A 22,070-nucleotide genomic window follows, 5' to 3' on the forward strand; every position below is an offset into this window, starting at 1 on the left:
ATTACTATACTCTGCGTGATGCTATCATCATTGTGATTTCATTGTCGTGAGGATATCCTCGAGTTCCGCCGCCAGGTCCTTCGCATGGAACCTCTCTCCTTTCAGTTCGCGAACCAGGCTGACATCCTCCACGAAATCCTTCTTCTTGGCATCGGCTTTGAGTGCGGTGATCAGGTCGTCCTCGACCGCGCCGCCGGCCGCAAAGGAGACCATGTCGAAGTCTTCTTTCGTCTCCTCCGCTATATCCCCGAAGATGTCTTCTTCCGGGACAGATTCTGCAGCGTCGATCTCCTCTTCTTCCTCTTCTTCGCCCTCGATCTCGATCTCGTCGAGATCCAGTTCGTCAAGCGCGGAGAGTTCTTCGCTCAGCGCGCTCATGTCCGGCATGCCGTCGTCTCCGGACAGTTCCGGGATGCTCGCTGCTACCGGCGGGAGGGCTGCGTCGGGTTCGCCGGCGCCTCCGCCAAGGTTGATACCGGCCGGGAGATCGAAGTCGTCGAGTTCGTCCTCGTGCGACTTGAGGATGTCCGATATGGCATCCGCATCCTCTGCCGAGAGAAGAGAGATCTGATCGGGATCAAATATCGTCCCCTGACCTGACGCTTCGCCGTCGAGGTCAAGATCCTCCAGCGAGTCGATGTCGAGGTCCGCAAGTGAAGCAAGGGGGTCGTTAGTATTCCCGCTGGCCTTCGGGGGCACCGGGGTGATGGACTGATCGGGAACCGCGCCCTCGACCGCCTGATCGAGCATGGCATCGATCTTCTGGATGTTGCTCTTCTTCTCCCCCTCAGGAGCGCGGGCGTGCGCGATCGCTTCCATGACCGATGCCTTGAAGGTTCCGAGCATACCGGAGATGCCGGGGAGGGTGATCCTGGAGGACGCGCTCTCTGCCGGTGCATCTGATTTTGCTGTCTTCGGCAGGTCGGGTTCTTCCTTCTTCTTTCCGCGCTCCCGGAACGCGGCGCGCAGCCTCGACGGTTTCAACTCCGCGAGATCGAGCGCCCCGGTGACGATGAGCGCGAGGAACCCTGCGAGCACGGTGCCCGCGACGATGATCTCGGTGGTGGCGTCGAAGATGATGATCACGGAGCCTGTACCGACGGTGATCAGAAACAAGAGCGGACGACGTAGACTTTCTCTCAACATCACACCTCCACGAATGCCGGAATGTTAAAGAATGCGCTCACCATGATCGGTGCAATGATGTAGACGGCACCGGTTGCCACGCAGAGCAGGCTTGTGAAGAAGTAGTACAGGTATCGGTCGCCGCCCATGACAATCTTTCCTGCCAGTACATTTGCAACGGTCAGCATTAAGAGGATCGTCACCACGTAGGTTCGCATTACGTCTTCGGGGAAGTTCACGAAGATGTTCAGGGACGTTGCCATGGAGCCGCCGAGCGAGGACGTTCCTCCCGTGAGTGCTGCTGAGGTCTCCTCGAAATGGCTCATCACCTCCGTCACGGCGCGGGACATCGAGAGGAGAATCTCGAAGAGGAAGACGAAGATGCCGATCATCGCTCCGTGCATCGGCACGAGCAGGACGATAAACCCCTTCACCATCATGTCGCGCTTCCTCCTGAGCAACACCTGTTCGAGCATCGATGAACCGACGATCTTTCCGATCGCGTCGGGCGATCCGCCGAGAGCCACCGCGTCGCGGAAGATGTTCATGTACTTGTAGACCAGGTAACTGCCGGTCTCCCCGATGAACTTCTTCCAGCTCCCGGCTTCGTCGAGCCCGAGGTTCAGCTTCGTCGAGACCGAGTTGATGAACGGTTCTAAGTGGACGAGCGACTTCCTGTCGACCTCCTGGAGCGCGTCGCCGGTGGTGATGCCTTTGCCGCCCATGATCGACCCGAGGCCCCGGATGAACGTGGAGAAGTCGTTGTCGCGGTTGACGACGTTCGCGTCGTCGATGTAGCCGATGACCCCGAGCGGCATCAGGAGCAGGCCGACAAGCAGGAAGATGATGCCCGCGTTGGCGCCGGCGAGGATGAGCATCAGCCCGATTGCCGCGGTTATCGGCAGGATCAGGCGTTCCAGCCGCCGGATGAGGGCCTGTTCTCGCGAGCAGATCTCGACAAGGCCGTGCGTGCGGGGGTCGTCGGGGACGGCCTGGTACATGATAAAGAGGCCGAAGACCGATATTGCGAGGATGATGAAGTAGGATGAGTTCAGCGCCGATTCGATCCCGTCGGGAGCATAGATGGCCACCGAGATCATGATGATGATCGCGACGAGCGCTCCCGAGAGGAGCATCGCGATGTAGGCGTCGCCCCACTTCTTCAGGAGTTCGATCCCCTGCTCGAACGAGTTCCGGTAGATGCTCCGGATGCTCGAGAGTTCCGTGCCGATGAAATCGTCGTCCGGGACACCGGAGTCGATGGAGTTGGCGTAGCGGTTGAGCATGCTCTGGAGGGTTCCGTTCCGGCACCGCTCCGCGACCGCCCGGAGGGCATTGGAGTAGTTCTGGCCCCACCCGCTGACGAGGCGCTGCACCTTTGCTATGTAGCGCGACGGGATGTACTCGAACCGCTCGGCGGTGTACTGGAAGATCTCGGGTCTGGTCACGGTCGATGTGGTGATCGCGGCCATGTAGGTGTACATGAGGAGCAGATCCTGCTCCATCTTCTTGTTCTCGAGGATGGTGGAGCGGAGATCGCCGAGAATTTTCGCCTGCTCCTCGAACGGGATCTTCCCCTGGTTTGCCGCCCGCAGCCGTTCGGTCACATCCTCAAACAACGCCTACACCTCGATGTTGAGCAGTCCCTGCTTCTTGATCTTCGTGGTCATGTGGAAGAGATCCCAGAACTGGGTGTATCCCGCTTTGTGAAGCCGCTCAAGGATTTTCGCGCGTTTGTCGACCTCATCGTAGATGTCGGCCCGCCGGTTCTCGGGGATGCCGAGCATCGTTGCGATCTTGTTCTCGAGGAGGAAACTGCTTCCTCTCCCGGTGAAGGTGAAGGCGTCGGTAGCGGGGTCCCAGACGAACGCCGCCATGAAGGAGAACCCCTGCGTCTCGGGATCGTAGCCCACGAGTTCGTTGACGCTGAGCATCCGCCGCACGGTCCCCCCATGGGGGAGTTTCACGGCGCTCTGGATGATGACCAGGTTTAAGTTGTCGACGTAGGTCTTCGGGATATTGATCGGGTCGCCGCAGAGACGCTGGATCAGTTTTTCGACCGACGCTGCGTGGAAGGTGCTCATCACCGGGTGACCGGTCTGCATTGCGGAGAAGGCGACGGACCCTTCCACACCACGGATCTCACCGACCAGGATCTGGTTCGGACGCTGACGCAGCGCAGCTTTGAGGAGATCGAACATCGTGACCTCCGAGCCTTCTCCTTCGCCCTTTCCTTTGGCTTTTGCGACCTCGCGTGTCCAGTTTCTGTGGGGGACGGTCAGTTCCGGGGTATCCTCGATGGTGACGATCTTGTTCTCGGGCGGGAGGAAGGTCGTGAGGGCGTTCAAGGTGGTCGTCTTGCCGCTTGCGGTCTCGCCGGAGACGAACATCGACATCCCGTATTCGAGGCAGATCCAGAGGTAGGCGGCCATCATGTAGTCGCACGCCCCGCTCTCGATCACCTGCAGGATGCTCAGGGGGACCTCGTTCACCTTACGGATGGTGAAGTTGCTGCCGTGCTTGCTGATCTCGGTTCCGTAGACGATGTTGATACGCGAGCCGTCGGGGAGGGTCGAGTCCACGATGGGGTTCCTGTAGGTCAACGGCTGTTTGATCCGCTCGGCGAGTTTGATGACGAAGTTGTCGAGTTCCTGGGAGTCTCGAAACCCGATGACCGACTTCAGCCCTTTGAAGATCTTGTGCTCGATGAAGATCGGCCCGACGCCGTCGCAGGTGATATCCTCGATATACCTGTCGGAGAGAAACGGTTTGAGCGTCCCCATCTCGATCTTGTCGCGAATTATCATGTACTCGAGCGCCTTGTACTCCTGCTGCGTGAGGATGATCCGCCCGTCGGCAAGTTCCTGGCGCCCCGAAGTTTGCGGTCGCTTCGGCGCGCCGATCTCCGAGGTGAGGAAGGTTCTGATCCGGACCGCGAGATCCTTTGCCGTTCCGCCGGCAAGCAGGGATTCGTCGATCTCCTCACCCGGCCGTTTGACGTAGACGAGTTGCTGGATGAAGTTCTTCAGCACCCCGACCCGTGCCTGCTGGGTCACCGGCTCTTCATCGAGGGCGTCGATCAGATCGATCAGTTTCTCCTCGATCACCGGGAGGATCTCTTTGACGGAGTGCAGGAACGACGGCTCGATCGGGATGTACCAGTTCCGGACATCGTTTGGGTCGGGGAAGATATGGATGAACGTCGTCTCGTTCACCGGGTAGATGATGTTCGGGTTCTCCATCGATTTCAAGTCCCGCTTCAGCTCCGAGAGGAAGAGCGGGATGCCGACGGTGTTGACCGGCAGGATGTGGAGATACTCGAGGAGGTGGGGGCTTGCCTTGACGTAGTCGCGGGCGTTTGCCGGGAGCATCCGGTAGAGTGCGCAGGACTCCACGTTGTTGTAGCAGTCGTTCCCCTCGTCGATGAACTCGGGCTCGAAGGGGAGGGTGACCGTTGCTTCCAGCGCCGATCCCATCTCTCACACCTTCGCGACCGAGACGGGGATGATCTTGATGCCGTACCCGGGGTGAACCTCGAAACTGATGATGTTACCCGTAGTCTTTCGTGCGCCGCGAACCTTGACGACCTCGAGCATCATGACGTATTTGCCCCCGACGAGCGCCTTCTTCATGAAGAGGTGAGCGTCGCAGATCGAACGAATCCGGACGAGGGAGTCTTCGACGAAGGCGTAGGTGTGGAGGGTTACGAGGATGGTCTTGCCGTGGTCGACGAGGTTCTTGCAGTTCGTGAAGAACGTAAGGACCGTGTCCTGCTTGGCGTACTCGGTGAAGAGGGTGAGCGAGTCGATGACGATCACCTGTGCTTTGCTCTGCTCCATGAAGGTGATCATCCGCTCGAGCGTTCCCTGCATCTTCTCTTTCGTCCACTCGAACCCGACGACGTGCATGGGAAAGACCCGGAGGTAGCCCCAGGCGAAGTAGTCGGAGACATCGAGGCTCATCGACTCCATCTGGGTGAGGAAACTCTTGCTCGTGTTCTCGGTCGAGAAGAGGTCGACGTTGAACCCCTGCTTCAAGGCGCCCCAGATGATCTGCTGGGTGAGCACGCTCTTGCCGGTGTCGTTCTCGCCCTCGATGAGGCTGAGCGACCCGAGGGGGAGGCCGTCGGCGATCTTCTTGTCGAGTTCGGAGTTCCCGGTCGAGAGGATCGTCTGGTCGGGCATCTCGAAGGGACTGCTGTTTTCGTCGTCGCTCATAGCCATACTAGTCACCTGTGGTTATGTATGCCGAACTGGAGACCCCGTTTGGCGTGACGACCTGAACCCACGTGAGGTTGGCGTCCTCCGTGCAGGTGACGGAGAGGGTGAGGGTCTCGCCGGGGTCGAGCTCGGCCGGGTGTATCCCGTCGGGAGTTATGTTCACCTTGCTCCAGTGGCAGGCGTCGGTGCCGTAGGGGATGTAGACCGGTTCGCCCTCGATCTGGAGGTAGACGTCGATGGACGTGACGTCGATGACCGGTTCGCTCCCGGTGTTCTTCACCTCGACGGAGAGGGTCGGGCCGTCGAGGGTCGTGTTCTGGACTGCGATCGCCGTCCGCATCCGAACCTCCTGGTAGGAGGCGAGATTGCTCTGCGCTTCGACCATCACTTCGGTGGTGGTGAGGGTGCCGCCTATCAGGATGTAGGCGGTGACGACCAGGAGGAAGATGCCGATTCCGGATGCAACGAGGGGTCCCGCACTCATGGTCAATCACTCGCGGTGAAGGTGGTCGACCGGGAGAGACCGGAGGGGAGGACGAACTGGAAGTAGACGATATCCCCTTTAACGGGAATCTGTGTGGTCATCGCCTCGATATAGAGCGTCTCGCCGGGGTCCCAGTAGTTGTTGGCGTCTTCGAGGATCTCATACCTCCAGGTTCCTCCCTCATCAAGCGTCGCCGCTCGCGTTAACCGTATGAAGTTTCCCCGGCCGCCGAGGAAGACGTCGGCCCTCTGTATGCTGGCATCGGGAACCCTCCCGGTGCCGATGTTCTTCAGCCAGATCTTGGCCGTGTGGCCGGAGCTGCTGGCGTAGGTCGTGACGACCTTTACGTCCGTACTCAACCGTTCGTCCACGTTGTGGGAGGACGACGAGATCGTGCTCGAGAGCGTGTAGATTACCGGGAATACTGCGTTAATGAGGACGCCGGCCGATATGATGGCGGCGATAAGGAACATCGCTGTGGTGAAGGTTTCGCTCGACATCCATCATATCCTGTCCAGCAACTCTATCCAGGCATCACCGGTCTTCTTTTCCTGTGAAGATATCTTTTCGCTGCTCGCTTCCCCTCCATCCCGCCGGGAGAGCATCAGCACCTCGATCATGTCCCTATCGAGTGTGGAGTCGTCGGGGTCGAGGATCCTGTTCAAGATATAGAGTTCCGAGACGAACTCGTTCGGGCCGATCTCCTGCACGTCTCTGCGGGTTTCGGGCGCCATCCTCATGATCTCGCCGATCTGGTCGGAGACCCCTTCGGTGATGTAACCCATCGACCGGTAGGCGTCGATCATGATTGCCATGTGCTCGTGCCCGTACCGGGAGCATCCCCGGTGAACCCACTCGAAGAGCCGGTGAACCTTCTGGAGTTTGAGTTTTCCCGTGGGTTTCGCCTGCGGGAGATCTGCAGTGCGGATCTCCGGGACGCGTGCCTCCCCGAGGTCGGCCGGGAAGAGTTCGCCGCCGTCTAGCCCCTCAACTCCGATGGGCGCCGGAGTGCCGATATTGGCCGGCATCGGATCCAGTTTGGGCAGAGCATCCAGTTCGGGCGTCGTATCGTCCGGCTCCTCATTGTCCGTGGCGTCATAGGGCTGCGCGAACCGGCTCCCTCCGTACGGTACGGTGGCGGTGGTGAACGGGTTGTCCAGTTCGTTCATCCGCTCCCGCAGATCGATGAGCAGCCGTTTGATCGACGTCTTGACGAAGTCCAGTTCCTTCTCGAGGGTGTCGAGACGTGCCTCCGGGTCCTCGCTGGACGCGCCGGAGAGAATTTTATCGATTTGAGCCTGGTCTACCCCCACCATAATAGTGGATTATATCAATGTCATAGTTAATAAAAGTTGCTTGTGTTGATAATTGATTTCCGTTCGCCTTAACGTCTTCTAAACACAATAGTGGATTTTTTCGGGATACGGTTCGTTGGGGCATCTTATCGAGGCCGATGGGTATGGTGGCCGGGCGGCAGCAGCGCCTTACACTGCGCTCGATCGGTTGTAGCCGGTGATTCTCCTTTCAACGATAGACCTGCAGACGATCGTCCCCGACCCTCGGGTACGAGTATGGTTGCTTGCAGGCGACCTCGTACAAATCAGGGTGTGACACCTGGCCCCGGCTGGATGAGCAAGGTTGGTGATAAACATTGGTCTGGTCGGCCTCAAACGGCTCAACGCAAAAAAAAGGTTAGAGGAGTATGTTAATCGTGTTGATAGCGGGGGGGACCGTCCTCTTGATCGGGTAAACGGCACCGGCAGCCGGCTGCAGGTTTACAGAGAACTGCTGGTTCGGGGCGGGGTCCGCGACATGTATGCCCAATACAAACTGCTCGCCCGGCTCAAGGAGCGTGTTGTCGGTCACGTTGTTGTAGAACTCAAGGATTGTCCAGTTGTTGTAATTTGCTGTCTTGAGGTCATCCTCGTCCGCACCAGCCTCCCAGTCCATCTCCTGGCGGGTGTTCTCATCGATGTAGACGACCACCATCTGGGTCACATCAATGGGGGTACCGCCGGCGGTGTTTGCGACTGCAAACTTGATGTACCCAAGGCCACCATCGGTTGTGGTGTTGTTCACGCCATAGACGTTGCCGACGATCTCGATGCTGGAACTTGCCTGGCTCACGCCGGTGTGGACGACCTCCTGGCTCTTCTGGGTTGTGAAGAAGCCGGCGCCGAGTATAACGTACGAGAAGACCGCGGCCACGACGATGAACGCGATCAGGACGATCGCCGCCTCAAGACCGGTGAATGCGTTTTCGTTAAAGTTCTTTCTCATTCTCGTCACCTCAGTAGACCTCATAGAACTTACTCGCTGCCAGATCCGGAGGAGCCACACGGGATACCGGGTAGGAAGCGCCGATATCCGGCTTCACTTCGATGGTGAACCTCTGGTTCTCGCTGATGGTTATGTAGTCTCCAACGGGCACATCAACACGCACCGTCTCGAACTTCTCCAGAAGCTCGTTTGCTGGTGTCGCGCTGTTGAACCAGGTCAGTGTGACGTTTTTATCTGCAGTGCCATAGTCATACGTTTTCAGCTCGTCTTTCGTCGAGACGGTATACGTGACCTTCTTCATGTCGACCGGAGATCCACCCGCTGCAAGCTGCAGGTAGAACGACACATTATACACGCTGTGTGCAGTGCTGTTTGTCTCGAGTACCACAGGTCCCGACACTTCCATGTTCGCACTTGCCTGGGCCACACCGGTGTGGACGACCTCCTGGCTCTTCTGGGTAGTGAAGAACCCGGCGCCGAGCACCACGTACGAGAAGACTGCGGCAACGACGATGAAGGCGATCAGGACGATCGCGGCCTCAAGGCCGGTGAATGCGTCTTCGTTTCTCATCATTTTGCTCATGTAACGTTTCCTCCTGTTACCGGAGTCCGAATGAAGGCCTCATCCGGGCCGATACGGTTACACGGGAGTATTTGCGTAAGCCTGTATAAAAAACTATTCAAATATCCGGAGATTCGAAAATTGCTGTTTTGGATAATGAATACTTATTAAATCCACGTTATCGGCCTGTATCGCTCTCAGGCAAGTATTTGTAGCCGGAGGTACAACGATACCTGTACCGAAAAACCCCGCGAGCGATCGCCTCATTTTGGAAACAATGTTTCCATACGGGAAATATTCAGCACACCTCTCCGGTGCTGAGGGTGAATGAGGGATCGGCCGCACGGGATGGCCTTCAATCGAAGGGGAGGAAGGAACTGGATATGACGAAGAAGCAGGACTTTATCTACGTCGTTCTGGGAATCGTGGTCGTCCTCGTGCTGGCCCTGATCATCAAGCCGGCGGCGACCGGCGAGCCGTCGGGACTATGGGGGGCCGGGGAGCCGGAGCCGACGATAACCCCGGCATGGACGCCCACGATCCCCTCCGTAACTGCGGTGCCGACACCCACGCCGGTGCCCACCTGGGATGGAAAGCCGCGGCCGGTCAAGTTCGTCGACCCCGGGGTCTACCAGGTCCCGGCCGGGGAGAGCCGCCTGAACATGACCGTCCCACCGCCCGGAACCGTGAACGCGCCCGGCATCACCCGGTGGGTGACCTACGCGACGATCGACGGCCAGTGGTCGGGGACGACCGGGATCGTCCGGATCCCGTTCCCGATCTGGCGGCTCGACTACTCGGATGTCACGACCTCGAACGACGAGATCCCGCTCTTCAACTGCCAGGTCATGGATGCCGAAGATCCGAACCGGTTCGTCCGGGTCGTCACCCTCAACTTCGCCGACTTCCTGGCGGTGAAGGATAAGCCCGATCTCAGGAAGCAGCAGTGGGTGAGCACCTTCTACGAGGGCTACCACGATTACTACCTGGTCATCAACACCCGGTGCATCGACTCCTACAACTTAGCGATCCAGGTGCCGGAGACGTACCTGGATGCCTGAGACGGGTGCGTGAAACCGGAAACCCGGTAGAGGGTGAGTGCGGTTCCCGGTGGCACCTCCCCCCTCCGGTTCGTATTGGATGGCGCTCTGACCCCCGTTCGGAACCCTTCGGGGTTCTCAAGATCCTGTCTCAAAGCCTGACGGCTTCTCCTGCTCCGTTCTTCGAAGACCTTTGGTCTTCTCGAACTCCTGTCCAACGGACAGTCGTCACTCGCACCTTCGGTGCTCGAACTCCTGCCCTACGGACAGTCGTCACTCGCACCTTCGGTGCTCGAACTCCTGCCCTACGGACAGTCGTCACTCGCACCTTCGGTGCTCGAACTCCTGCCCTACGGGCAGTCGTTTTTAAAAAAAAAAGTTATATTGTCTTCATTGCCCAGCGAGCCAGTGCCGGGCGATGAACTCCCGCACGATCTGCGCCGCCACTGCCGCCGTCTGCCCGGTATCGAACGGCGCGACCTCAACGTAATCGAAACCCGCGACCTCGGGCGCGAGGGCACGCACGACCTCCCGGATCTCGAGCGGCGTCATCCCGAACGGCTCAGGCGTCCCGAGGCCGGGGGTGAGGCAGCAGTCGATCGCGTCGGCATCGATCGAGAGGTAGATCCTCCTCCCCGCAACGTGCTCCCGGACCTCCCGGAGGACGGCGGCGATCCCCCGCTCGCGCACCGCGTCGGCGGTGTAGAGGCGCGTCCTCTCCGCCGCAATCTCATACTGCTCGCGATCGCCGCTCCGGGCACCGATGATGACGACGTCCTCGACCGTATCGAGGACGCGCCGGGTGACGCACCCGTGGCTGTAGGGCGTCCCGTCGAGTTCGTCCCGGAGATCCAGGTGAGCGTCGCAGACGACGTAGACCTCCGGCCGGACGGCCCTGACCGCGCCGACGGTCGCGGTGTGCTCGCCGCCGAGCATCACCGGCACCTTGCCGTCGCGGACGATATCTCCCGCGACGTCCGCGACCTCTCCGGCGACCTCCTCCGGCAGCCGGGAGACCGCAAGATCGCCGAGATCCGTCACCGGCACTTCCGAAAAGTCTATTCTGGTCCCGGGGTCGTAGGACTCGAAATTGAACGAGACCTCCCGGATCGCCCGGGGTCCGAACCGCGCCCCCGGCCGAAACGACGTCGTTCCGTCGTAGGGGACGCCGAAGACGGCGTAGCGGGCATCCTCATACGATGCATCCGCATCCGCAAAATGGAGATGGGCGAGCTCATGCATGCCCGTTTTCGTAAGCCAGAAAAGGTCACTCAAGTTTCTTCTTGCCCAGGGATGATATGTACGGGATCTCCTTACCCGGCTCAAGACCGGCGATCTGCTCCTCGGTCACGTTGAGTTCGAACATATCGAAGTCCTTGACGTCCATAAGCTGGACGGTCGTGCCGGCGATCGAGATGACCTGCGCCATCTTCCGCTCCACTACGGGCACGTAGGTCTTTGCCGAGACCGGCTGGACGATCGAGCGCTTGACGCCGTCGAAGATGCCGATGCAGTCGATCCGGGACTTTGCTGCCCCGTGCTTCCCCGGCTTGGAGGTGGCGATGGAGACAATTCTGCAAGGCTCATCATCTACGACGACGTAACGTCCTTCTTTCAGTTTCCCAACTTCTGTCTGTTCCTTCATATTGTCTCACTCGGTAAACGCGTGATTAATGTATCTGAATTACAGTACATAAATACACCGTAGAATAAGGGACGGGACGAGGAGAGTTGATGGAGTTCATCCGGGCATGTGAGGACGTGGCAGGGGCGGTCCGGGATGCCGTGGCCGGCATGGTCGGAACGCCTGAGGGCGGTGCGTACGTCAAGATGGGCGCGGACGGCACGCCCACGAAGAAGATCGACCAGGTCGCAGAGGATATCATCGTTGACTACTTCACGAGCCACCCGTTCTGCCGGCGCCTGATCAGCGAAGAGCTCGGGTGCGCCGAGATGGGCGGGGAGAGCGGCACCATCTTCCTCGACCCGGTCGACGGCACCTACAACGCCGTGGTCGGGATCCCGTTCTATGCCCTCTCGATTGCGTATGCAAAAGAAGGGGTCGTTCAGGCGGGATACGTCCAGAACCTCGCCACCGGGGAGACGTTCTGCGCTGTCCGGGGGCGGGGGGCCAGCCTCGACGGCCATCCCATCCGCGTCTCGGGTGTCTCCCTCCTCGAAGAGAGCGCCATGAGCGTTTATGGCCGGAAGTTCGACCCGACCCGTGTCCAGATGATCGGCCGGAAGATCCGGCGGTGGCGCCTCCTCGGCGCATCGGCGCTCGAGCTCTGCTACGTCGGGTGCGGCCGCATCGATGGTTTCATCGACGTGCGGGGGACGCTCCGGGTCACCGACGCAGCGGCGGGGATGCTGATCTGCGAGGAGGCCGGGGGAACTGTCTCTGATCTCGAAGGAAACGCGCTTGTCTTCCCCGACGAGGTATCCGTCGGGCGGAGCCTCGTCGCCACGAACAGTATCGTGCACAACAAGGTCATCGAGTACCTGAGGTGAACCGCGCATGAAGATTGTCCTTGTATCGCGTCTCGATGAGGCGGATGCGCTCCGCTACACCGCGTCGCTCGCCCGGGAACTCGAGGAGATGGGGCACGAGGTTGCTCTCGAGGAAGGCACGGCGGAACATCTCGGTGAAGGGGGTATCCCGTTTGAGGAGATCGCCGGCGATCTCGTCGTGGTCGTCGGCGGCGACGGATCGGTTCTCCTCACCGTCCACCAGATGAAGAAGCAGATTCCGGTCCTCGGGATCAACTGGGGCGAGGTAGGATTCCTCGCTGACCTGGAACCCGACGAAGCAGGAGCGTTCTTCGCCGACCACATGGATGGGTTCCGTGTCGAGAGCCGGATGCGGGTCAGCCTCGCCGTCAACGGGAGACCGCTCGGCGACGCCCTCAACGAGGGGCTCGTCGTCACCGACCGCCCGGCGAAGATGCTCCGGTTCGGCGTCTACGTCGACGGAACGCCTGCGGAGCGGTTCCGGGCGGACGGCCTGCTCGTATCGACCCCGACCGGTTCGACCGCCTATGCCATGAGCGCGGGAGGGCCGATCGTCGACCCGCAGATAGAGGGGTTCCTCCTCGTACCGCTCGCGCCGTATATGCTCTCGTCCCGTCCTCACCTCATCAGCACCCATAGGGCGCTTGAGATCACCCTCGAGACCGAGAAACCGGCGCACCTCGTCATCGACGGGCAGAGCACGTTCGAGCTCGCGAAAGAGTCCACGCTCACGGTCAAGAAGTCGGAGCAGCCTGCCCTCTTCGCCCATACGGGCAAGCCCTTCTTTGAGAAGGTGAACCATAAACTGCGCAACCTCTGACCCTGCCGATACCCCGAACAGAGATTTTATGAATGACCGCGGGGATTATCTCCACAGAGGAGTGAGCACGATTATGGAAGACCAGATGCGCACGGAGATCCCCTACGCGGAGATCGCGGAGACGCTCAAGAACGCTCTCAACCTGCGGGGCTCGCCGGTCGCGGTGAAACTCGCAAAGAACCCCGCGGGCATCCCCGAAGGGGTCGGGCCGATCGACGAGACCGTCCGCCACTGCCAGATGATCACCCGGGCACGGCTGAACGGCGAGATCTTCTACGCGACCGCCGACAAACACGTCTGCATGGGGGGCGGCTGGGCCCTCGGGCTGAAGGAACTCACGCCGAGCCTTCGCACGGGAGAGTTCTACTACAAGCTCGGCAAATTCGAGAGCTGGGCCGCCTGCATGCGGACCATCCGGCAGGTGCCGCATGTCCCGGAACTCGAGACGTATGCGACCGTCTATGCGCCGCTTGAGAAGACGCCGTTCGACCCGCACGTCGTCGTCATCGTCGCTGAACCACGGGCGATGCTGAAACTCGCTCAGACGACGCTCTACCTGCTCGGCGGGCGGATCGAGTCCACGATGGCGGGGATCCAGTCGGTCTGTGCGGACGCGACCGCGCTGCCCTACCTCACCGGCAACGTCAACTACTCGCTCGGGTGCGACGGCTCGCGCCGGTTCTCGGGGATTGAGAATGACGAACTCGTCATGGGCATCCCCGCCGAGCTCCTTCCCGAGTTTGCCCGGGCGCTCCCGATCGTCACCGCCGCACCCGGATCGGTGAAGTGACCGGCCACCCTGGTGCATCTTTTTTTCCGTTACGTCTCCCCGTAAGGGAACCGCCCGGAGGTACAAGGCTTATCACCCCGGCAGGTCAACTATTCAGCAGGTGGTTTTTTTTGCAGGTATCCATGAAGCTCGAGATGAGGGACCAGCCCGGACAGCTGGTTGCAGCCCTCCAGCCGATCTCGGCTGTCGGGGGAAATATCATCGCGGTTATCCACCAGAGGGAGACTCCGGCGGCTACGGAGACGCTGGACGTCCAGATCGTGCTGGAACTCCCCGAGGGACGTCTTTCGAGGCTCCTTGAACTGCTCCGGGAGCAGGGTGTCAACGTCGTGCGTATCGGCGAGGAACGGCTTCTCTACGAATGCACAATGATCATGATCGGCCATCTGATGCACACGGATCTCTCCGACACGGTCGACCGGATCGACACGACCGGCTCGGCCGAGGTGACGGATCTCTCCCTTGCCATGCCGGCGATCAGTTCCCCGTCTTCGGCCCGGATCACCATCCGTTCGACCACCCGCGAGGAGATGAAGAAGGCGATCCGGATCCTGCGCAGCGTTGCGGAGCAGAAGCATCTCCTCATCATCGAGCCGCTGGAGGATGCATGATGCGGATAGCCATCCTCGGGTTCGGCTCCGTCGGCCGGGGGATCGCCCGGGCAATACTTGCAAAAAACCTCGATATCGCGGTCACCGGCCTTGCCGACTCGCGGAGCGGGCTCATCGATCCGGCCGGGATCGACCTCGCGGCGGCGCTTGCCCGGAAGGAGAACGGCGGCCCCTGCGGCAGCCCGGACGTCAGCCCCGGCGACGTTGTGGCGAAGGCGGATTACGACGTCCTCGTCGAGGTGACCCCGACGAACGTGGATGACGGCGAGCCGGCGCTGGGCCACATCCGGGGAGCCCTCGGGCGGGGCAAACACGTCGTCACCTCGAACAAAGGCCCGATTGCCCTTGCCTATCCGGAACTCCGGGCGCTTGCAGCGGCAAACGGCGTCTTCCTGAAGTACGAAGCGACGGTCTGCGGGGCGATCCCGCTCATCCACGCGATGCAGGAGGGCCTTGCGGGCAACACCATCTCACGGCTCTACGGGGTCTTCAACGGCACCTGCAACTATATCCTGACCCGTATGGCCGAGGACAGCCTCACCTACGAGCAGGCCCTTGCCGAGGCCCGGGAACTCGGGTATGCCGAAGCCGACCCGACCTACGACGTCGAGGGGATCGATGCGGGCGTTAAACTGGTCATCTTGGCAAACACCATCCTGGATATGCGGACCACGCTCGACGACGTGGAGCGGACGGGGATCACCCTCCTGACGCCCGAAGCCCTGCGGCTTGCGGAAGACCAGGACTGCACCATCCGGCTGATCGGCGAGATCGTCCCCCGGGCCGGGGTGCTCCGGGTCTCGCCGCGGATCATTGCAAAAGCGCACCCGCTCGTCGTCGAAGGGACACTCAACGCGGTCACCGTGGAGACGGATCTCGCCGGGGACCTGACGTTCATCGGGAAGGGCGCGGGCTCCACCGAGACCGCCAGCGCGGTGATCGGCGACCTCCTCTATATCCGTGATCGGCATGTCCAGGGTTCTTGAGCGGAGAAAGCAGTACCTGCGGCTGATGCGTCAGGCGACGCTCGAGAGTGGCTACTTTACGGTGGTCGATATCGCTGAGGCGACCGAGACCCCCCGGAGCACCGTCCAGGACTGGGTGAATCGTCTCATCGAGGAGGGGTGCGTCCTGATCACGGAGGAGCAGCGGGGGCGGCACGCGGCGCGGTATGCGGCGAGCAGCGTGATGCCGGAGAGCGCCTGCCGCCGGGTCTTCACCACGGTCGACGGCGATGAGGTCGAGATCTACCATGAGTGCATGAGCGGGGGATGTGCGGCCTTCTGCGAGTTCCACCACGCCCGAGCCGGCGGCGCCCTGCAGTCCGTCCGCCGGGACGGGACGCTGCTCCGCGAGCGGGCAAGCCTCGGGCGGCGGGAGGTGGCCGTTGGGCTCGATCCCGCGCCGGCGGTCGGGATCGTCGGCGTCTTCCACGAGGACGGCTACATCCGCCAGCAGATCCGGTGCATCGGCGGCCCGGCCTACTCGCTCACCGATATGATGTCCCTTGCCGAAGGTGTCTGCGGCGTCACCGTACACCGCGAAGGGCCGGTGGTCGAGGGCGAGGTGGTCACCCGGGCGCTCGCCTACGTCGCCGTCGGGATCGACGACACCGATACCGGAACCGAGGGCGCGACCTTCGCCCTCGCCCTCGCTCTCCTCCAGCATCTCGCGAAACTCGACGGCGTCATGCCGATCGGCCACCGCGTGGCGATGCTCAACCCCCGGCTCAAGGCCCGGACGGCCGGGAACTCCTGCAGTTGCATCGAGCTCGCGGTGGAGCCCGATCTCGTGCCGCGGATCGAGGAGGCCGTCGTGCGGTTCGTCGCCGGGGAGGCGGCGTCCCCCGAGTGGGGCGTCGCCGTCCGGCAGGGTTTCCGGGTTCCCGGCGCACTCCGGGCGTACGGGAGAAGCGCGAGGGAGGCGGTGATCGGCCGGGAAGAGGCCGAGAGGGCTGCCGGGCGGTTCGGGGCGCACCTCTACGGCGGCCGTGGCGTCATTGGGGCGCTCGCGGCGGTCTCGCTCATCGGGCTCCCCCACGACGTGCTCCTCGACCCCGGACGGGACGTCTGCACCGGGTGGGAACCGGTGGAGTGAGCGGGGGGTGGGTGAGTTTTTCGCTCGCGGTGTTCGTCTCTGAGTTCCGATTATAGGGGCATTCTTTTTTGGAATTTTGTGGCTTTAGATATACCCGCCATTCAGTCCGTCACGCACCAAGATGTCGCAAAACCGTACACGGATTTCCATCGGACTACGCATCTGGCGGTGCTCATGCTCCAGATGTTCCATCCATTGCAAGTCCAAGATCTTCGGTCTTCTCCTGCTCCTGCCCCGCACCTAACGGTGCTTCAGCTCCGTTCCTCGAAGACCTCCGGTCTTCTCAAACTCCTGTCCTACGGACAGTCGCTCTCCGGAACGTCGCACCTTCAGCCAGTCGCCTATCGCCACGCACTGCCCGCCCCCCATGGGGGCGGGAGGAGCGCGAAGCGCGGGTGGTGGGGGTTACAAAGATCCATTACAACGTGGAGACAGGGGAGGGGGGATGCTCCCCCCTCCCCGTCAGCCCCACCCCCAATGGCGATATCCCCACGGTCCAGTGTACCAGGCTATATTATCGCTTCGATTGTTCTATTTGCCGTGATAGTTATCCTAGAGCCTTCTCATGCTCACTCACCTGCAGCACTCGTATCCTCCGGCACGCCTTTCTCCTGAGTGTCTCCATACCTTCCCTTCTCACTCACCACCCGCCGGAACCCCCTCCCCCCCCTCGCTACCCATAAATACCCGGAGCCGGCAGATATCCCTCATCGAGGCAAAGGCGATGAGACGCGAACTTGAAGAGGAGATCGAGAGACTCTCCTCCCTCGCACGGGAGCGGGGCGCGGAAGCGCGGCGGATAGCGGCCCACGACGTCGTCGTCGCGGAATGGGTGCGGTTCAAGTGCCGGTTCGGGTGCAAGGGCTACGGGAAACACATGTCCTGCCCGCCATACGCCCCCACCCCCGCTGAGACAGAGCGATTGCTCGCCGAGTACAGCACCACCCTCCTTCTCCGGTTCGAGGGCATCCCCGGGCACCCCGGCCTCAGACCCGACGAGATACCGCTCGACTTCCACCCGTTCTTCCGCGACCTCATCCTCTGGGTGAACTCGACGGTGCACCTCCTCGAGAAGACGGCGTTCTACGACGATTTCCCGAAGGCGTTCGGGTTCGGGGGATACCCCTGCATCTACTGCGAGCACCTGCACTGCGTCGCAGAAGAGCACGAAGGGGTCGTCGACGAGAGCATCCGGAGGCTCTGCCGGCATATGGATCTCGTCCGCCCGACGATGGAGGGGGCCGGAATCGACGTCTTTTCCACCGCCCGGAAGGTCGGATGGGACCTGCACGTCGTCCCCTGCCGCGACCTCGAGTACGGGAAGATCGAGCACGGCAGCATCACCTCGGTAGGGCTCGTCCTCATCGAGTGACGTGCCGGCCTTCAGTCGTCCCGGGCGCCCCGGATGAACTCCTCGGTCATGTGCCATGCCTCGTCGTCCCGGAACTGCACCGGAGGATGCTTCATGAAGTAGGCGGACGGTGATATCAGCGGGCCGCCGACACCCCTATCAAGGGCGAGCCTGCAGCACCGGATGGCATCGATGACGATCCCCCCGGAGTTGGGCGAGTCCTCGACGGAGAGGCGGAGGTCGATCTGCATGGGAACGTCCCCGAATAGCCGCCCTTCCATCCTCAGAAAACAGACCTTGTTGTCCTTCTGCCAGCAGACGTAATCGCTCGGGCCGATGTGGATGTCGTCGTCATCGAGAGGCACCTCGAGCACCGACTGCACCGCCTCGGTCTTCGATGTCCTCTTCGAGGCGAGGCGGTCGCGGTTGAGCATGTTCAGAAAGTCGGTGTTGCCGCCGGTGTTCAACTGATACGTCCGGTCGAGCCTCACTCCCCGCTGCCGGAAGAGGTTCACGAGAACACGATGGGTGATCGTCGCGCCGAGCTGGGCCTTGACGTCGTCACCGATGATCGGAAGGCCGCGTTCGCGAAACCTCGCCGCCCAGGCAGGATCGCTCGCGATGAAGACCGGCATGTTGTTGACGAGGCCGACGCCCGCCTCCAGCGCACAATCGGCATAGAATCGTGCGGCCTCCTCGGAGCCCACAGGGAGATAGTTGAGCAGCATCTCGGCGCCCGAGTCCATGAGTGCTTGGATGACGTCCTCGCGGGACGCCTCCTCCTCATCGGCGAGCACGAACCTGCATTCTTCCTTGTAGTTCTGCATGTGCCCGGGAAAACCGTCCAGCACCCGCCCCATCCGGACGGGAACACCGGTTCTCGGCATCCCGGGGCAGAACGCCGTGGTGCAGTTCGGGGGGGAGAAGATGGCTTCCGAAACGTCTTTTCCGACCTTCCTCGCATCGATGTCGAACGCCGCAGCCACCTCGATGTCGGACGGCCGGTAGCCGCCGAGTTCCCAGTGCATCAGCCCGATTGCGTCCTTCTCACTCTTTCCCCGGTAGTATTCGATCCCCTGTAGCAGTGAACTGGCACAGTTCCCGACGCCCACGATTGCAATCCTGATCGAGTCCACGACAGCCCCCCGATAGATCTCCCCGGCACACCCACTCTCCGGCCGGGCGCAGATTGAGACGGTGCAACTCTCTCCGAGTTGCGCTTTTGGGTATAATACGGAGCGGGAAATATAAGGGTATGGTTCGGGAAGCATCTGATGGCCATGGTTGATCTCGCTAGACCCGACGGCGTTCCGTGCGGCCCGGCCGCCGGCCGCACCGGCTTTGCGTGTGCGGACGGATGGTATGGCGGCCGCATATCGGCAGGTCTCCTCTGGAAGAGCACTCTGTTTCGAACACGCGGATGGCCTGAACCGCAGCATGTGGAGCGGCCGCTGGCCGCTCCCGCTCGCGGCGGGATCCACTCCCCGCAACGTTTTATTACCTTCATGCATCCATACCGGCGTAATCCAGATTCTGGAGGTATCCGATCATGGTTGATCTCGAAGATGCACTCATCGGAGAAGCGCTCGTCGGCGAAGGGCCGGAGGTTGCCCACGTCGATCTGGTCATCGGGAGGAGAGGGAGCAGCGTGGAGCAGGCATTCGTCACGGCTCTCGCATCGCCTGCACGGGGGCACACTCCGCTTCTTGCCGTGCTCACCCCGAACATTCCGGCAAAGCCCTCGACGCTGATGGTCAACAAGGTCACGATCAAGAATGCAGGCCAGGCCCTCCTGATCTTCGGCCCGGCCCAGGCCGCCGTCGCGAAGGCGGTGGTGGACAGCGTTGCGGAAGGTGTCATCCCGGAGGCGGAGGCCGACAATCTGCTGATCATCGCGTCGGTCTTCATCGAGTGGGATGCGGCGGAGAAGAAGAAGATCTACGACTGGAACTACGAGGCGACGAAGCTCGCCATCCGCCGGGCTGTCAAGGGTGAACCGGCGGTTGCCGAGGTGCTTGCACAGAAGGATACGGCGAAGCATCCCTTCGCGTGAACCTGCCGTTGAGGAATGCGGAAGAGCCGGTATGCTCTGACGGAAACATTGGAAGAAAGGTCAGACCGAAGTTCTGATGCGCCGACCGGGACTCGAACCCGGGTTTAGGCGTTGGCAACGCCTAGTGATAACCACTACACTATCGGCGCACGCCTGTGCTTTCGCACTGTGTGCCTTACAACATGGGTTTTTCAGGCTAATAAGCCTATCGAAGCGCGGCCCGGATCGGGCGTTGCCGTCCCTGCAGGATCACACGATGGGCGGCGTTTCCGGGCCGACGGCCGGCCCTGCGGGAGGCCGACCGCGCCGCCCCCGCGCACCTACCGGTCTCCATGGTCGAGCGCCTGCCTGATGTTTCGGTTCGCAAGGATCCAGAGCCCCGGCGTCAGGACCAGGATGAAGACGGCGATGGCGTAGGCGAAGATCTCGGCAGAGAAGAGCAGGAAGTTGAAGATACCGTGCAGCACCATCCCGAGCAGAAGTCCCTGAAGGACGATCGTCGGCCGCCGTTCCGCGGCCGTGAACTTGGCCCTGCCGAGGGCGTAGCCCCATACGCCGGCAAAGAGCGCATGCCCGGGGACCGAGAAGATCGCGCGGACGGCGATCGTGCTGAGGGCAAGCGCCGGCGACGTCAGGTATGCCGTAAAGACGTAGAGGACGTTCTCAAGCGTTGCGAGACCGAGGGCGGCGGCTGCGGCGTAGACGATGCCGTCCATCGGTTCGTCGAACTCGGGGTTTGGATAGGCGAACCGGCGCACGACCGCAAACTTGCCGTACTCCTCGACGATGGGCGCGATGACGGCGCCCATGATCAGTGGGGATACGATGAAGAGGCCGAAGAAGCCTTCGACGAAGGCGACGGGGAACGTGACGAGGACGCCGAGGAGGAAGATCTTCACGATCAGCGCCTTTGGTTCGGGCTCGAATTTGTCCCTGCGGTAGAAGTACCACGCCCAGAAGACCCCCGGCGCCAGCGCCAGAGAAAGGATCACCAGCGGTTCGACGACCATGCTAACTGGGATTCATGGTTTCAGAGAGGAAGAGTCTTTCCGTCACATGGGCAGGGCCGGCGAGGAGAGCATATCCGCCCGAAAAATGGGTTATTCGGGGAGGAGACGGTATCCCGGGGCGAGCCCCTCGAGCACCAGCAGCCCGTAGTACCGGAAGAAGGTGACGAACGGCACCGCGATCAGGAGCGCCACCGGAATGGCGATGATCAGGTAGGGGACGAGGAGCGCGAGGAGCAGCACGTAGTTCGCCTGGAGTGCGGCGAGGAGCACGATCCCGACAAGGATGAAGGGTATCGCGATGATCACCATTGCAAGGATGACCAGAATCGCCTGCACGATCCCGGCGATGAGGCCGAGCACGAGCCTGGTGACGATGTAGACGACGGTCTGCATGACGTTCTCCGAAATCATCCCGAAAAGCCGACGCCATCCCTCGATCACCCCGCAGTCCTCGTGAATCATGATCGGGACGACGAAGTCGGTGGTCAGGAGGAAGACGATCCCGAAGAGGAGGGCTGCGATCAGGATGAACGGAATGAACACCAGGATGAATGCAGCACCGCCGATACCCGATCCCCCGATCCCGACAAGCATGAGGATGAAGGCCATCATGGCGAGGATCAGGATCAGCGAGAGGCCGACCTGGAAGAGGAAGAGCCGCACTCCTTTTCCGAGCCGCTCTCCAAAGAACGGCCTGATGTGGATGTCACCCGTCCGCAACATGTCGACGAAGACGAACTGCAACACCGTGCCGATGATCCACCAGACGAGAGCGATCGCAAGCACGATGAGGATGAACGCCACGATGAGCGGCGCGATCTCGGGAAGGGACTCCATGACGCCGGGCGGGAGGTCGCCCTCCTCGAAGTTGTACCCGGAGGTGTTCGGTAAACTTACGCCCCCTCCCACAAAGAGCGCAATCAGGGCCAGGCGGAGCCATACGCCCCACCGGACCGGCCAGAGCAGGCTTTTGGTGCGCTGGAAGGCGCCGTCCAGTCTGCTGAATGCATACGTATCTTCAGCCATATCTCTCACGTAGAAGATGTTCTTCGTCTCATTAATACCTTGTTTTGGTCAACGGATCCCGGTGATCCTGCCGCGTGGCATACGCTCACG

General features: G+C 61.3%; 23 protein-coding genes and 1 tRNA gene. 9 read left to right on the forward strand and 15 right to left on the reverse strand.

Annotation, left to right across the window (positions count from 1 at the left end; all coding sequences use genetic code 11):
- Positions 1-27: 27 nt before the first annotated feature.
- The 9 genes from MCUHO_RS06995 to MCUHO_RS07035 all read right to left on the reverse strand — a co-directional run bounded on the left by MCUHO_RS06995 (position 28) and on the right by MCUHO_RS07035 (position 8,692).
- Positions 28-1,146 (reverse strand): hypothetical protein, encoded by a 1,119-nt coding sequence (locus MCUHO_RS06995; RefSeq protein ID WP_067075724.1) that lies wholly within the window; start codon positions 1,144-1,146, stop codon positions 28-30.
- The gene (gene flaJ, locus MCUHO_RS07000; RefSeq protein ID WP_067075727.1) at positions 1,146-2,744 is read right to left on the reverse strand and encodes an archaellar assembly protein FlaJ; all 1,599 of its coding nucleotides are present in this window, start codon (positions 2,742-2,744) and stop codon (positions 1,146-1,148) included. Before flaJ ends, MCUHO_RS06995 begins: the two co-directional genes overlap by 1 nt.
- Positions 2,745-2,747: 3 nt before the next feature.
- Complete coding sequence (locus MCUHO_RS07005; protein ID WP_067075736.1) at positions 2,748-4,601, reverse strand: type II/IV secretion system ATPase subunit; 1,854 nt, start codon at positions 4,599-4,601, stop codon at positions 2,748-2,750.
- A gap of 3 nt (positions 4,602-4,604) precedes the next feature.
- Positions 4,605-5,348 carry an ATPase domain-containing protein gene (locus MCUHO_RS07010; RefSeq protein ID WP_067075739.1) on the reverse strand — a complete coding sequence of 248 codons (744 nt, stop codon included), beginning with the start codon at positions 5,346-5,348 and terminating at the stop codon, positions 4,605-4,607.
- 1 nt (position 5,349) lies between these two features.
- Entirely contained in the window at positions 5,350-5,829 is a 480-nt protein-coding gene (locus MCUHO_RS07015) for a flagellar protein FlaF (RefSeq protein WP_067075742.1), read from the reverse strand.
- A gap of 2 nt (positions 5,830-5,831) precedes the next feature.
- The gene (locus tag MCUHO_RS07020; protein WP_067075746.1) at positions 5,832-6,329 is read right to left on the reverse strand and encodes a flagellin; all 498 of its coding nucleotides are present in this window, start codon (positions 6,327-6,329) and stop codon (positions 5,832-5,834) included.
- 3 nt (positions 6,330-6,332) lie between these two features.
- Positions 6,333-7,145: a hypothetical protein gene (locus tag MCUHO_RS07025; RefSeq protein WP_067075749.1), complete on the reverse strand. Its 813-nt coding sequence runs from the start codon at positions 7,143-7,145 to the stop codon at positions 6,333-6,335.
- A 376-nt stretch (positions 7,146-7,521) separates the two neighbouring features.
- A complete protein-coding gene (locus MCUHO_RS07030) occupies positions 7,522-8,109 on the reverse strand; it encodes an archaellin/type IV pilin N-terminal domain-containing protein (RefSeq protein ID WP_084385967.1) in 588 nt (195 codons plus the stop codon).
- Between the two features lie 10 nt (positions 8,110-8,119).
- A complete protein-coding gene (locus MCUHO_RS07035) occupies positions 8,120-8,692 on the reverse strand; it encodes an archaellin/type IV pilin N-terminal domain-containing protein (RefSeq protein WP_067075755.1) in 573 nt (190 codons plus the stop codon).
- A gap of 362 nt (positions 8,693-9,054) precedes the next feature.
- Between MCUHO_RS07035 and MCUHO_RS07040 the strand changes: the two genes are divergently transcribed.
- Entirely contained in the window at positions 9,055-9,732 is a 678-nt protein-coding gene (locus MCUHO_RS07040; RefSeq protein WP_067075758.1) for a hypothetical protein, read from the forward strand.
- A 369-nt stretch (positions 9,733-10,101) separates the two neighbouring features.
- Here the strand turns inward: MCUHO_RS07040 and speB are convergent, their stop codons facing one another.
- Positions 10,102-10,953, reverse strand: coding sequence for an agmatinase (speB, locus tag MCUHO_RS07045; protein ID WP_067075763.1), 852 nt, complete (start codon positions 10,951-10,953; stop codon positions 10,102-10,104).
- A gap of 25 nt (positions 10,954-10,978) precedes the next feature.
- Positions 10,979-11,356, reverse strand: a complete 378-nt coding sequence (locus tag MCUHO_RS07050; protein ID WP_067075765.1) for a translation initiation factor IF-5A — start codon at positions 11,354-11,356, stop codon at positions 10,979-10,981.
- An 89-nt stretch (positions 11,357-11,445) separates the two neighbouring features.
- On the opposite strand from MCUHO_RS07050, the gene MCUHO_RS07055 reads away from it, so the two are divergent.
- From MCUHO_RS07055 to MCUHO_RS07085, 7 genes are all read left to right on the forward strand, one after another.
- Positions 11,446-12,222: a bifunctional fructose-bisphosphatase/inositol-phosphate phosphatase gene (locus tag MCUHO_RS07055; protein WP_067075768.1), complete on the forward strand. Its 777-nt coding sequence runs from the start codon at positions 11,446-11,448 to the stop codon at positions 12,220-12,222.
- A gap of 7 nt (positions 12,223-12,229) precedes the next feature.
- Positions 12,230-13,042 (forward strand): NAD(+)/NADH kinase, encoded by an 813-nt coding sequence (locus MCUHO_RS07060; RefSeq protein WP_067075771.1) that lies wholly within the window; start codon positions 12,230-12,232, stop codon positions 13,040-13,042.
- A 73-nt stretch (positions 13,043-13,115) separates the two neighbouring features.
- A complete protein-coding gene (locus MCUHO_RS07065; protein ID WP_067075774.1) occupies positions 13,116-13,832 on the forward strand; it encodes a DUF169 domain-containing protein in 717 nt (238 codons plus the stop codon).
- 122 nt (positions 13,833-13,954) lie between these two features.
- Positions 13,955-14,443: an amino acid-binding protein gene (locus MCUHO_RS07070; protein ID WP_067075777.1), complete on the forward strand. Its 489-nt coding sequence runs from the start codon at positions 13,955-13,957 to the stop codon at positions 14,441-14,443.
- Positions 14,443-15,429 carry a homoserine dehydrogenase gene (locus MCUHO_RS07075; protein ID WP_067076231.1) on the forward strand — a complete coding sequence of 329 codons (987 nt, stop codon included), beginning with the start codon at positions 14,443-14,445 and terminating at the stop codon, positions 15,427-15,429. Before MCUHO_RS07070 ends, MCUHO_RS07075 begins: the two co-directional genes overlap by 1 nt.
- Positions 15,413-16,540 carry a helix-turn-helix domain-containing protein gene (locus MCUHO_RS07080; protein ID WP_067075780.1) on the forward strand — a complete coding sequence of 376 codons (1,128 nt, stop codon included), beginning with the start codon at positions 15,413-15,415 and terminating at the stop codon, positions 16,538-16,540. The genes MCUHO_RS07075 and MCUHO_RS07080 overlap by 17 nt, the downstream gene beginning before the upstream one ends.
- Positions 16,541-17,264: 724 nt before the next feature.
- Entirely contained in the window at positions 17,265-17,912 is a 648-nt protein-coding gene (locus MCUHO_RS07085; protein WP_067075783.1) for a DUF2284 domain-containing protein, read from the forward strand.
- A gap of 11 nt (positions 17,913-17,923) precedes the next feature.
- Here MCUHO_RS07085 and MCUHO_RS07090 read toward each other — a convergent pair whose 3' ends face one another.
- Positions 17,924-19,027: an inositol-3-phosphate synthase gene (locus MCUHO_RS07090; protein WP_067075797.1), complete on the reverse strand. Its 1,104-nt coding sequence runs from the start codon at positions 19,025-19,027 to the stop codon at positions 17,924-17,926.
- A gap of 413 nt (positions 19,028-19,440) precedes the next feature.
- Here MCUHO_RS07090 and fae point away from each other — a divergent pair, with 413 nt between their 5' ends.
- On the forward strand, positions 19,441-19,944 hold the full coding sequence (gene fae / locus MCUHO_RS07095; protein ID WP_067075800.1) for a formaldehyde-activating enzyme: 504 nt from the start codon (positions 19,441-19,443) through the stop codon (positions 19,942-19,944).
- 77 nt (positions 19,945-20,021) lie between these two features.
- Here the strand turns inward: fae and MCUHO_RS07100 are convergent.
- The 3 genes from MCUHO_RS07100 to MCUHO_RS07110 all read right to left on the reverse strand — a co-directional run bounded on the left by MCUHO_RS07100 (position 20,022) and on the right by MCUHO_RS07110 (position 21,980).
- Positions 20,022-20,093: transfer RNA gene (locus tag MCUHO_RS07100), tRNA-Gly, on the reverse strand.
- Between the two features lie 171 nt (positions 20,094-20,264).
- Positions 20,265-20,954 carry a PrsW family intramembrane metalloprotease gene (locus MCUHO_RS07105; protein WP_067075803.1) on the reverse strand — a complete coding sequence of 230 codons (690 nt, stop codon included), beginning with the start codon at positions 20,952-20,954 and terminating at the stop codon, positions 20,265-20,267.
- Between the two features lie 90 nt (positions 20,955-21,044).
- Complete coding sequence (locus MCUHO_RS07110) at positions 21,045-21,980, reverse strand: DUF7544 domain-containing protein (protein WP_067075806.1); 936 nt, start codon at positions 21,978-21,980, stop codon at positions 21,045-21,047.
- Between the last annotated feature and the right edge of the window lie 90 nt (positions 21,981-22,070).

The sequence above is a fragment of the Methanoculleus horonobensis genome (genome assembly GCF_001602375.1).
Taxonomy (GTDB): Archaea; Halobacteriota; Methanomicrobia; order Methanomicrobiales; family Methanoculleaceae; genus Methanoculleus; species Methanoculleus horonobensis.